Genomic DNA, 11,808 nt, shown 5'->3' with positions numbered 1-11,808 from the left:
TGGTGCTGGCGTCTGGTGAAGTCATGAGACTCGGCAAAAACACGGTGAAAGGTGTTGCTGGTTATGACTTGGTATCGTTGGTGGTTGGTAGTGAAGGCACGCTGGCGCTGGTGACTGAGATTACCGTGTCTTTGCTGCCGAAGCCTCGGGTTTTGCAAACGGCTTTATTACAGTTTGATTCGAATGAAATGGCCCTGCAGGCGGTCACCAAAATATTGCATAGTGGCTTTTTGCCTAAGACGCTCGAGTACATGGATGCGTCATGTATGGAAGGCTATGCGGCACTGGTGATTGAGTGTGATGGCGATGAGGATGAATCCGTCTTAAATATTCTGAGTGAGTTGGTTACTTTGGCGAACCCTACCGATTCTAAAGTCGCTTTAAGCGAAAAGCAGAGAGAAGAGATTTGGGAGCACCGCCGCCAAATGAGTGTGAGGCTTAAAAAGCGCGCAGCATATAAGATATCAGAAGATATCGTGGTGCCGCGTTCTCAGATTTTAGCTTTTTCTCAGGGACTTCAAGCCATTGGACAGAGGCATCAAATTGACACAGCTGTTTTTGGGCATGCGGGAGATGGTAATCTGCATGCACAATTGCTGATGAAACAAGAGACGAATCATGATAAAGCGTTGCTTGAACTATTTGAACTAACTGTCCAATTAGGCGGGACTATCTCTGGCGAACATGGTATAGGGCTTGCCAAAAAAGCCTACTTGTCTTTGGAGCAAACGCCGAGTGTGATTGCGCTGCAACAGGCGATTAAAAAAGTTTGGGACCCAGATGGGATGTTAAATCCTGGAAAGATATTCTAAATTCTAGTAAAGAATAAGCCATATGGATTCGGTTAAAAAGAATTATGCGATTTTGCCTGATGTACTTGGCATCGCGTTTTGCGCTTTGGGCGTGCTGGTTGGCTTTTCGCTGTTGTCATTCTCCTCTGCGGACAATGGCATCTACGCCTACGGCAGTTATCGGATACAAAATTGGATTGGGCCAGGCGGGGCGCTGATTGCCAATTTGTTTTATACTTTGTTTGGCTTTTTAGCGATTGCTTTGCCGTTTCTATTTTTCGCTGCAGGGATGGCTTCGTTTTGGCGCAGGCCGATTTGGCATAAACCGACCAAGATTATTGGCAGCGTTTTGCTGGTTGTGGCAGCTTCGATAATTTTGGAAGAAGTGAGCACAGGTACCTTTGGCGTGTCATTTCCTTGGGGCGGATTACTCGGTTATGGCCTACATCGCGCTTTGATTTCCGTCATATCGCAGCTTGGGATGTGGCTGGTGAGCTTGACCTTGTTTTTGGTCGGGGTGGTTTTATGGATTGAAGGGCTTCGGATGCCTCGGCGCGTGAGCCCCGAATCCCCGGCTGTCAGCATTCCGCCGCCTGTGGTGATGAAGCCAATGGTCGCAGCGGTTTCTTCTTTGCCTCCGGCGGCGCCATCTGCGCCAGGCTCGTTGCAGATTATAGAACGCCAGGTTGAGGCTTTCGATAATGTAGAGACGCCTAAAGTTAGCCAGAATTTCGAGCTGCCAGGGATAAAGCTTTTAGATTATGATGCGCCACCGCCGATTCAGTTGGATGAGCGATTGATGCGCGCACAAGCAGAGCGACTTGAAAAAACTTTTATGCAGTTTGGCATTGAAGGGCAGGTGCGTGAAATCAGGCCAGGGCCGGTGGTGACTTGTTTTGAATTTGTCCCTGCGCCAGGCATCAAATTGTCTAAAATTGCCGTGTTGGCCGATGACATTGCGATGGCAATGACGGCTGTTCATGTGCGTATTGTGGCACCGATTCCGGGCAAAGGCGCGGTAGGCATTGAAATTCCAAACGACCAGCGTGAAACTGTCTATCTGAAGGAAATCGTCGGACATCCGAGCTATCGGGAACATCCGCACAAGCTGTGCATGGCTCTGGGCAAGACCATTGAAGGCAAGCCTTACTTCGTGAACTTGGCGGACATGCCGCACGTGTTGATGGCTGGGACCACGGGTTCGGGGAAATCAGTCAGCGTTAACGCCATGATTTGCTCGATTTTGTACCGAGCCACGCCTGATGAAGTGCGCTTTTTGATGATTGACCCGAAGATGCTGGAACTTGGGATTTATGAAGGCATCCCGCATCTGCTGTTGCCCCCGATTATTGATAGCAAGAAAGCGGCTCAGGCGCTGAAATGGGCCGTGCGTGAAATGGATAATCGCTACTTGAAAATGAATGAAATCGGGGTTCGAGACATCACTGGGTATAACGAAAAAGTCGATAGCACGCAGAAGATGCCATTTATCGTGGTGGTGGTGGATGAATACGCGGATTTGGTGGCGGTCGCAGGAAAAGATGTCGAAGCATTGGTCATGCGCCTGGCACAAAAGGCTAGGGCGGCTGGTATCCATGTCATGCTTGCAACTCAAAGGCCGAGTGTGGATATTATTACTGGTGTGATTAAGGCAAACTTCCCAGTGCGGATGAGCTTTAGACTGGCATCGTCCTATGACTCTAAAACCATTATTAATCGCTCCGGCGCGGAAAAATTGTTGGGTCGCGGTGATATGTTGCTTATGCCGCCTGGAACCAGCGAAGTTATCCGGGTGCATGGCGCGTATGTATCTGAGAAAGAGCTCTCTAGGGTGGTCGATTTTTGGAAGTCACAGTGCAAGCCCGAATACGATATGACCATCGCCGAAGCGCCACCAGAAGAGGCGTTGACCGGGGAAGATGGCGTCTTTGAGGGCGGCGATGATAAATACCAAGAAGCCATCGAAGTGGTGCGCCGCACGCAGAAATGCTCTACCAGCTGGATTCAACGGCAATTAGGCGTCGGTTATAATCGCGCTGCTAAGATGGTAGAACAAATGGAGCGTGATGGGCATGTAGGGCCGATCATGAGTGCCAAAGGCGATAGAGAGATATTTTTAGGGTAGGCAGGTAAAATGAGCATCAAGCACGAGTTTAAAGATTTCATATCCCGCGGCAACGTGATTGACCTAGCGGTTGCAGTCGTCATGGGCGCTGCCTTTGGCAAAATCGTTTCGTCGTTGGTTGCCGACATCTTGACGCCGCCAATCGGCTATCTTATCGGCGGCATCCGGTTTACGGATTTGAAAGTCACATTGCCTGCTATCTTAGGGAAGGTACCGGCAACGATTAACTACGGCAACTTCTTGCAAGCCATATTTGATTTTCTCATCGTATCTGTGTCCATCTTCGGTGTGGTGAAGCTTGTCAAAATACTCAAGCTTCAGAAGAAAGCCGAAAAGCCAGTCACAGGCCCAACGGATGAAGTAAAACTTCTGATAGAAATCCGCGACCTTCTGAAGAAATAGCCTGTATTACCCTCTCCCACGTGTGGGAGAGGGTAGGACAACCTCAGCCGTAGGATTCGTGTTTGAAGCGTTTTTTGTCTACGCCTAGTTTGCTCATTAAGTCGGACACGCCTTCGATAAATCTTGGTTGAGCGGGGATTCCTGTGGCTTCTGCGTGTTTGCGCTGCCATTTGGTGATGGCGGAGCCGCAGGCGTATACCAGTACGCGGGAAGGGTCTTTGATGTGCGATCTCAGAAATTCCAAAGTTGGCCGGCCGGATAAATAGCCTGGTCTTTCTTCGCGGGTTAACATGTGCACTAGGGTGAAACGATTCGGATACGCGGCTGCGAGTTCTTCGAGCTCCTTTTGATAGATGATATCTTCGAAGGTTTTATTAACGTCTATTAAGGTGTGATGAACGCTCGGGTTTTTATTTTGAATGAGCTGGTCTTTGAGCAAAGAGAAGTTTGGCACTGCGCCTGAGCCTGCAACCAGGTGTAAAACCTCGGAGGTTTGTTCTTCCAGGTTCGCTGGCAATGTATAAGGGCCAGTGTATCCCATAAATTTGAGTTTACGGCCCAGCATGTGTGGTGACGCCAGAAAAGGCGATAAAATAGGCGGATATTCTTCTTCGGGATAAAAACGCTCAGGTTTAATCGTGATGCTGACAGTATCTTCGTGCGGCGCAGAGGCCATGGAGTAGGCTCTGATGACTTCTTTGCGGCCTTTTTTATGTTCCAAATAGGCGAGCATTTCTGAAAGTTCTGGAAACTGTTGCGGCGGGATACTTAAAAATTGACCGGCTAAATAGTTTCGATCTTCAGGCGGGACATCTATGTGAAGTGTCCAGGTATCGGATGTCTCCTGAATTGTTTGGGTAATAAAACCTTCTATTGGTCTGATTTTTTTGATATCACTCATACTTTGGGGATCCTATATGCAGACAGAAATAAATGAAATCAAGGCATTTCGCCGATGCAGCGCTTATTGTACTGCTACATCATATCAAATGAAGGCCCTTTTGGAGCAACTTCAAGCTCAAAAAGCGCAGGTGAGCTACTTTAGAAGTAGCCATGTTATCCATCATTTTGAGGGTTTGGAACGCGGTGACGTGTTTTATTTCTCATCTGGAACGGTGGTGATGTGGGGGCTTGGCGTTGCAGAAGAAAAAGATGTTTTATCTAGGCTGACCGCTTTTGAAGTTGATCCAGTACCCGAAATCGAAATTGAAGAATCTAGGTATTCTATCGGCCGAATCGCTAAGATTCTAAAAGATGATATTACGCTGCCCTCTGATGATGTGATTACCAAGTTGGCGTTTTCGCACGGTCTCGCTCAGTCCGTGAAGCTTGAAATCTTTGAGAAGAAGCTTGCCGGCCGCATTGCCAGCGTGAGCGATGTTCCTAAATACTTGGCGCTTAAAGGCAGAATTCCGTTGTCGCGTAAACAGCTGACGCAGATGATGGGTGAGCTGATTTTAGAGCGTAATGCCATCAATCTATATACAGATATTCTTGATACGCCGGACTTTTTCTGGGAACACTCCGAGCTTGAGCCTCTTTATCGCATGGTGGCGCAGGATCTAGAAATAACGGCTCGAGTGACCGTTTTAAATAAGCGTCTGGATATTATTAAAGACTTGGTCCAAGTGTTAAGCCAGGAAGTGAACACGCGTTACTTCTTTGCACAAGAATGGGTTATCGTGCTTTGGATTTGCTTCGAGGTTTGCATTACGATCCTAAAAGACATATTGCATGTCCTATGACGAAGCTCGATCACATCGGGATTGTTACTACCAATCTCGAAGATAGTCTGAAATTTTTCGAAAAATCTTTGGGCCTTTTATGCACCCATCAAGAAGAGATGCCTGAGCGGGGCATCCGGGTGGCTTTTTTGCCCATTGGCGATACCCGCATCGAGTTAATTGAGCCTTTGCACGAAAATAGTGAAGTTTCAGGCTTTTTGACGAAACGCGGGGCCGGTTTGCACCATCTTGCCTTTGAAGGTGATACGATTTCACCAGATTTAGAAACCATTGATGGATTTAAGGCCGGAGCGCATCAAAGCCAAGTGGCTTTTATCCATCCTAAAAAAACCGGTGGCGTGCTGGTGGAGTTATGCGTGCATGAAATGTGAGTTTGGCGGTATTTTCGTTCCCGAAATTCTGGTGCCGGCTTTATTGCAGCTGGAAGACGCTTTTCGAAAGTGCTTAAGCAACGCCGATTTTCAGGCAGAGCTAAAAAATCTGTTAGAAGAGTATGCTGGCAGGCCCACGCCGCTTTATCTGTGTCGTAATTTAACCAAAGGCACGCAAACCAAAATCTATTTAAAACGCGAAGATTTGGTTCATGGGGGCGCGCATAAAACCAATCAAGTGTTAGGTCAGGCGTTGCTCACACGGCAGATGGGCAAAAAGCGCTTGATCGCCGAAACTGGCGCGGGCCAGCATGGGGTGGCGACCGCACTTGTCGGTGCTTTATTTGGCTTTGAAACGTGCATTTATATGGGCGCCAAAGATGTGGAGCGCCAGCGATTGAATGTCTTCAGGATGCAACTTTTGGGGGCGCAGGTTATTTCGGTAGAATCAGGCGCGCAAACTTTGAAAGATGCCATTAACGAAGCCTTGAGAGATTGGGCAGCGAGTTACGAGCATACGCATTACGCACTCGGCACGGTTGCAGGGCCACGGCCTTTTCCTGAAATGGTTAAAGAGTTTCAGCGGGTGATTGGCATCGAAGCAAAAGCGCAGATTAAAAAGCGCATTGGTAGGCTTCCGGATGCGGTAATCGCCTGTGTGGGCGGTGGCTCCAACGCCATGGGCATATTTGCCGAGTTTATCCCTGAACGTGGGGTGAAGCTGATTGGGGTGGAGCCCGAGCGGGGCGCGACGTTACAACACGGTACGCCTGGGATTATTCACGGAGCCTATACCAAAGTGCTGCAAGACAGTGACGGGCAGATTGCGGAAGCGCATTCGATTTCTGCGGGCCTAGATTATCCTGGAGTGGGGCCTGAGCATGCGAATTTGCAGGCCAGTGGCCGCGCTGAATACGTATCTATTTCGGACGAGGGCGCCTTGAACGCACTTCATGAATTGGCTCGATGTGAGGGCATTATCGCGGCTCTAGAACCATCTCACGCTGTTGCGTACGCAATGAAACTGGCCCGTGACAATCCTGACAAGGAGCAAGAGCTACTCGTCAATCTGTCGGGGCGTGGCGATAAAGACATGCAAACGGTGCTCAAACATTTGGAAAAGGAAGTCTTGCCCGTCAAAACCATTGGTGAGGTGAAGCTATGAGTCGCTACGCAGCCATGTTTGAGGGGTTGGCGAGAAAAAAAGAAGGCGCCTTCGTGCCTTTTTGGATGCTGGGTGATCCGGATTTAAAAACTTGCTTTGAGCGCATTGTCACACTGGTTGAAAGCGGGGCAGATGCACTCGAGCTTGGGATTCCTTTTTCAGACCCCGTGGCAGATGGGCCTGTTGTTCAACGCGCTGCCATGCGAGCACTGCATGCTCATGCCAATTTGGATGCCTGTTTTGAATTGCTGAGCAAAATCAGGGCAAAGTATCCACAAGTACCTATCGGTTTGTTAACTTACGCGAACTTGTGTGTCGCGCGTGGCGAAGATTGGTTTTATGGACAATGCGCAGCATCGGGCGTTGATTCAGTCCTGTTAGCAGACGTCCCAACACTGGAAGCAGAGTTTTTTTGCAAAGCGGCCTATAAAGCTGGCGTAGATCCGGTGTTAATTGCGCCGCCCAATGCCAGTGACGCGCAGCTTAAAACAATCGCTCAGTGGTCCAAAGGCTATGTCTATGGCGTTACTCGGGCGGGAGTGACAGGCGCCAATGAAACATTAGTTTTGAGCGCCTCTGCTTTGATTGAAAAGCTTCGTGAATATGGCGCGCCGCCGATGATGCTTGGCTTTGGAATTTCAAAGCCGGAACATGTCAAACAAGCGTTGGCACAGGGCGCGGCTGGAGCCATATCAGGCTCTGCGATTGTGCAACTTGGTGTTGATGAGCCGGGTCGGCTTGGGGATTTCGTTAAGCAGATGAAACAGGCGACTCGGGACTAGCCAGATTGAGCTGGTATGCTGTGTTTCGGCCACCGCCAGGCAGCTTTAGTAAAAATCCCTTTTCGAGAAGATCTGCTAACTCTCTGGTCGCGGTCGCTTTGGAGCATTGGCCGATTGTTTCATATTTTTTGGCAGTCAGCCCTCCCGCGAAACCTGCGGGGCCTTCTTTGAGCAGCCGATCGATGACTTTGAGCTGTCTTTCGCTAACAAGCGTCAGAGCTTTTTTACGAAAAATCGATTTATTGATGATGAAGATCACCGTGCTCTCGGCCATTTTTTGAGCTGTGAGCAAGGTTTTTACAAAATATTCGAGCCAAGGGGTAATTTGATTGCGGCGTTGCCCTTTTTTTAAGGCTTCGTAATAAGCGCTTTTTTTAGCTTCAATGGCGGTAGATAGGTTTAGGACGTTGATAAAAGGCGATTGCTGCAGCAGGGCCTTTTCTGCTACCGCACGACCAATACGCCCGTTGCCATCTTCGAAAGGGTGAATGCTTTCAAAATAAAGATGTGCGATGGCACTTCGGATGGGTGCGTGGATAATGGGGTGTGAGCCCTTAGGGCCGGTCGCATTGAACCACTTAATGAAACCTTGCATTTCGACTGAAACACGCGCAGAGGGAGGTGCTTCAAAGTGCACAGTCCATTTGCCATAGGCGCCAGAGACGATTTGCATCGAGTCCTCATGCTGGCGCCATTGGCCAATCTCTAGGCGGCGATTCTTTTCTTGGCCTAAAAAGAGCATGCGATGCCACTCAAACAGCATATTTTCTGACAGCGGCTCAGGGATTGTGTCCGTTAGGTTGAGCATCATTTGGGCGATGCCTTGGGCGCGGTTATCCTGAACCAATGTTTTATGGGCGTTTAGACCTAACTGATTGCGGATAGAGGAGTGCACATCTTCGAAGGCCAATTGCTCGCCTTCTATTTTGGCGCTTTTTAGCGCCTCGTTGACCATGAACTCAATTAATGTGTCATTTTTCAGCTCGGGTGGTAGGCCGTCTAAATGTCCGGAAAGGCGGCCTGTTAACTGGGCATATTGAATTAAAAGCGGATCTAGGTGCTTGATTTCATAAGAAAAACCTGGCCAATCTGGTTGTTGCCAATTATAGGGCATGAGCCGATTATTCATCATATTCGGCTCAAATATAACACAGATATGAGCCGAATGATAGGCTGATTCGGCTCACGGCCAATGAACACAATTTTGACGTCGTCACTCTAACGAAACAGGAGAGTGACATGACGCATCGTATCAATATCGCCTTTAGTATTTGGATGCTGAGTTTAAGCGCGTTTGCTGCGCCTAATGACTGGGTGAATCAGAAATTGCGGGAGTTCGATAAAAACCCGGCCGAGTTTATCGCGAACCCTGATAATATTGCCAAGTTCAATCCGGATACTTTTACACCAATTCAAACTGCCGCGCCCCAGCGGGACGTGTTTGAAAAAGATATGATGCGCAAGCGCGTGGTGGATTCGTCTGAATATATTGGCATTCGGGCTGTAATGGATGCTCAAAATGATGCCAAGACGTTTGTGGATAACTTTACTTTGGGAGATTTGAAATCGATTGAGAACCGCCGCCTTATGACAGGGCAACTATCGATCAACCCTTGGTCAGACGATTATTGGCCGTTTTACACGACCACGATTGCGAAGCGCTATGCAGACCGCTATTTTCCGTTTTCAAAAGATTGGCGCACCAACGCGAATTACATTGTTTCTGCGCACCGCAATCAAATCCAAAATGTCGATATTCTGTCACCCGCTGAAAAATATGACTTGTTGGTGGGTGATTCTACTTGGGGATTAACCGCGGCGATGATTGGCGATGGCGCCGCTCATCAAAGATCGCTGGGCTTCGTGCAGAACTGGATGGGTCTATGCGGTGGTTGGGCGCCGGCTTCATTGTTCGTAGCAAGACCTGCCAAAGCCATTCGCATGGTTGCAGCAGATGGCCGAACAGAAATTATTTTTTACCCGTCTGACACCAAAGCACTGGCTTCGTTGCTATGGGACCGCACGCCGACCGATACCCGCTTTCTGGGAACGCGTTGCACCAATTCTAACCCTGGCACAGATAGAAACGGTCGCACGTTGCTTTCGCAATGCTTCGACACCAATCCTGCGGGCCTGCATTTAGCTTTGGTGAATCAAATCGGCATTTCGGACCGTGGCTTTGTGATGGATACGACCTATGACTACGAAGTTTGGAATCAGCCGGTTTACGCTTACAAGTACACCTATTTCAATCCGCAAACCCGAGTAGGCGCTGCAACTTTAGAACAAGCCACCATTCCCCGCAGCCAGTTTACCAATGATTATTTTGCGGCGCATCGCTCGCCAGATACGGTTTACGTGACAGGTATTGCAATGACTGTATCTTATGTCGCTGAAACCGCTCCGAACCACAATGTGACAGATTCCGCCGCCCAAGATTTGCATAAAGCGGTTCAATATTTTTACGATCTTGAACAAGATGCCAACGGCAATATTATTGGTGGCGAGTGGTATCATCGGCAGCATCCAGATTTCCTCTGGACCACAGTGCAAGGGTTTAAGCCTAGGACGGCTGGCGATGATGAGCTAAATGCCATGGCAGAGGCTGTTTTATGGAACGGCAATGGTGCTGTTCCACCGGCCTGGCGCAACGCGGCCAGAACATCTTCCAGGGCAGGGCAGCCACTGACCAAGATTGTGGAAGCATTGGTAGCCAGGTCTCAGTAGCTACCTGACGATGGCGATGCCTCCGCGTAGAATATTGCTGAAGCGGTTGTAACTCAGCAGGGTGTCGCCATAGCCAACGAAATACTGAATCTCTAAGGCAATATCGATATTGCCTTTAAGCAATTTGGTCAGGGGGTAGGTTAGATCTAGCTGTACGCTGCCTTTATCAAAGTGTTGTCCTAATCGGCCGATGGCTGCAAGTTGGACGCTGTCTCTGAGTCCAAAAGCGGTTCGAAAGTCAACATAGCCACGATAATCTGCTAAATCTTCATTGCGATCGACCAAGAAATAATAGTTTACACGCGGCGATATCGTCCAAAATAAATCGTTGCCGCTATGAGCGATGGTAAAAGTTGGCCTGAAATATACAGAGTTTAACGAGCGATGGTCAGGGTTTTTAACCCCATTGGATTCGTGACTCACCCCAGCCTGCAATCCAAGCTGCCATTTTTCTGGAACTCGAATAAATGGCAGGCTTTCCAGGTAATAAAATCCTTCTGGGCGATAACTACTATCATAGAAAAAATACTGTTGTGGGTCGCTCACGTCCCAAGTGGAGGTTTGAGAATAGGCCAAATTAAAACCTTTCAACCATTCGTGCTTTGATGCCCAAGACGCTCTTGGGTTAAAAATACGATATCGAAAACTATACTGAAGCTTAATGTTCGGCGACAGCCAGCCACCAATAAAATACATCGGTTCATGGGGCGCAAAATGATTCCAAAATTGCTCGAGTCCGTAACTACCGCCTACCGTGGGGAAGTTGCCGACAGCGGCTGAAGATGCTTCAGGGCTTATCGAGGCCAGCGTCACACTGGTTTTGTTTTTCATGACTGGGTGGCTTGGCGAGGCGTCTAGGCTTTCGGCGTTTAAAGACCAAGGCTGAAGACATATTAAGATCGAGAAAAATGAAATTCTGGTAAACATCATCTGTTATAGCTGGCATCCGAAGAAATGGCTGTGCTAAGCTCCTTGCGACGGAGGTTTATATGACTGAGGCAGGATTAAGAACGAAAATCGAAGTGAGTGCCAGCGCAATTGTAATCGGTGCGCTGATTGGTTTGGGCTATCTCATTACTTTAGGTTCACTGGGCGCTGCCTTGGGTATGAGTGTCGATTTGGAAAAATTTCCAAGCAACTCAATGCTGATATTCATCGGCATTGTTGTGGTCTTGGTATTGATCAAATCTTTTTATATAGCGGGTTTTATTGCGGCACGGATTTCGCACCAAAAAATTGCTTTTGATTCGCTGATCCACAGCTTGTGTAGCTGGGCATTGATGTCGATTATATTAGTGATGATGGTCTCAATGGCCAGCGTGACCGAGACAGTCAGAAGAGGCGTCAGCCGGTTTAAACCGCCGGTCGTCGTTACCGATATTAAGATACTTCAAGGCAAAGCCATCACCAGCATGGATACACCCGATAAAAAAGAGAAAGACACACCCACCGATAAACACGCAGAAGCGCTTTTAGTTCTGGCTTGGTGGATTGCCTTTGGCGCGCTTGGCCTAGGCGCAGCCGCCTCGGCAAGCGGTAGCATGATGGCTCGTAAAAAGAGGTAGTCTAGAACACTCGAGCGATAAGCCATATAATAGCTAAAACGCCGAGTGGTACCCCAAGTAGCCAAGCGATGATATATTTTCCCATAAGTTTCTCCTTATGGGCAAGATAACACAGGCTACTTTAAAAAATCAAAA

Annotated in this window: 12 protein-coding genes; 9 read left to right on the top strand and 3 right to left on the bottom strand. The window is 48.5% G+C overall.

Annotated features, from left to right (window positions below; all coding sequences use genetic code 11):
• The 3 genes from V4534_02635 to mscL form a co-directional block, all read left to right on the top strand.
• Nucleotides 1–812: FAD-linked oxidase C-terminal domain-containing protein (locus tag V4534_02635; GenBank protein MES2503754.1), on the top strand; the 812-nt coding region annotated here is incomplete at its 5' end.
• 22 nt (nt 813–834) lie between these two features.
• Nucleotides 835–2,916: a DNA translocase FtsK 4TM domain-containing protein gene (locus V4534_02630; GenBank protein ID MES2503753.1), complete on the top strand. Its 2,082-nt coding sequence runs from the start codon at nt 835–837 to the stop codon at nt 2,914–2,916.
• A 9-nt stretch (nt 2,917–2,925) separates the two neighbouring features.
• Nucleotides 2,926–3,318, top strand: coding sequence for a large-conductance mechanosensitive channel protein MscL (gene mscL / locus V4534_02625; GenBank protein ID MES2503752.1), 393 nt, complete (start codon nt 2,926–2,928; stop codon nt 3,316–3,318).
• A gap of 43 nt (nt 3,319–3,361) precedes the next feature.
• Here the strand turns inward: mscL and V4534_02620 are convergent, their stop codons facing one another.
• On the bottom strand, nt 3,362–4,219 hold the full coding sequence (locus V4534_02620) for an oxidoreductase (protein MES2503751.1): 858 nt from the start codon (nt 4,217–4,219) through the stop codon (nt 3,362–3,364).
• 88 nt (nt 4,220–4,307) lie between these two features.
• On the opposite strand from V4534_02620, the gene V4534_02615 reads away from it, so the two are divergent.
• Genes V4534_02615 through trpA form a run of 4 tightly spaced genes read left to right on the top strand, consistent with a single transcriptional unit; the run spans nt 4,308 to nt 7,381 of the window.
• Complete coding sequence (locus V4534_02615) at nt 4,308–5,063, top strand: RMD1 family protein (protein MES2503750.1); 756 nt, start codon at nt 4,308–4,310, stop codon at nt 5,061–5,063.
• Nucleotides 5,060–5,434, top strand: coding sequence for a VOC family protein (locus V4534_02610; GenBank protein MES2503749.1), 375 nt, complete (start codon nt 5,060–5,062; stop codon nt 5,432–5,434). Before V4534_02615 ends, V4534_02610 begins: the two co-directional genes overlap by 4 nt.
• The gene (gene trpB / locus V4534_02605; protein ID MES2503748.1) at nt 5,424–6,599 is read left to right on the top strand and encodes a tryptophan synthase subunit beta; all 1,176 of its coding nucleotides are present in this window, start codon (nt 5,424–5,426) and stop codon (nt 6,597–6,599) included. Before V4534_02610 ends, trpB begins: the two co-directional genes overlap by 11 nt.
• Nucleotides 6,596–7,381 (top strand): tryptophan synthase subunit alpha, encoded by a 786-nt coding sequence (gene trpA, locus V4534_02600; GenBank protein MES2503747.1) that lies wholly within the window; start codon nt 6,596–6,598, stop codon nt 7,379–7,381. The genes trpB and trpA overlap by 4 nt, the downstream gene beginning before the upstream one ends.
• On the opposite strand, the gene V4534_02595 is transcribed toward trpA, so the two are convergent.
• Entirely contained in the window at nt 7,350–8,513 is a 1,164-nt protein-coding gene (locus V4534_02595; protein MES2503746.1) for a Fic family protein, read from the bottom strand. The two genes, trpA and V4534_02595, sit on opposite strands and share 32 nt — an antisense overlap.
• A gap of 107 nt (nt 8,514–8,620) precedes the next feature.
• Between V4534_02595 and V4534_02590 the strand changes: the two genes are divergently transcribed.
• Nucleotides 8,621–10,108 (top strand): hypothetical protein, encoded by a 1,488-nt coding sequence (locus V4534_02590; GenBank protein ID MES2503745.1) that lies wholly within the window; start codon nt 8,621–8,623, stop codon nt 10,106–10,108.
• On the opposite strand, the gene V4534_02585 is transcribed toward V4534_02590, so the two are convergent.
• A complete protein-coding gene (locus V4534_02585) occupies nt 10,109–11,038 on the bottom strand; it encodes a phospholipase A (GenBank protein ID MES2503744.1) in 930 nt (309 codons plus the stop codon).
• Between the two features lie 59 nt (nt 11,039–11,097).
• On the opposite strand from V4534_02585, the gene V4534_02580 reads away from it, so the two are divergent.
• Entirely contained in the window at nt 11,098–11,673 is a 576-nt protein-coding gene (locus V4534_02580) for a hypothetical protein (GenBank protein ID MES2503743.1), read from the top strand.
• Nucleotides 11,674–11,808 lie beyond the last annotated feature (135 nt).

This window comes from Myxococcota bacterium, assembly GCA_040387835.1.
Taxonomy (GTDB): Bacteria; Myxococcota; UBA727; order UBA727; family JABDBI01; genus JAZKCZ01.
Note: the sequence above shows the minus strand (reverse complement) of the source record. Positions and strands in the feature narration are given on the sequence as shown.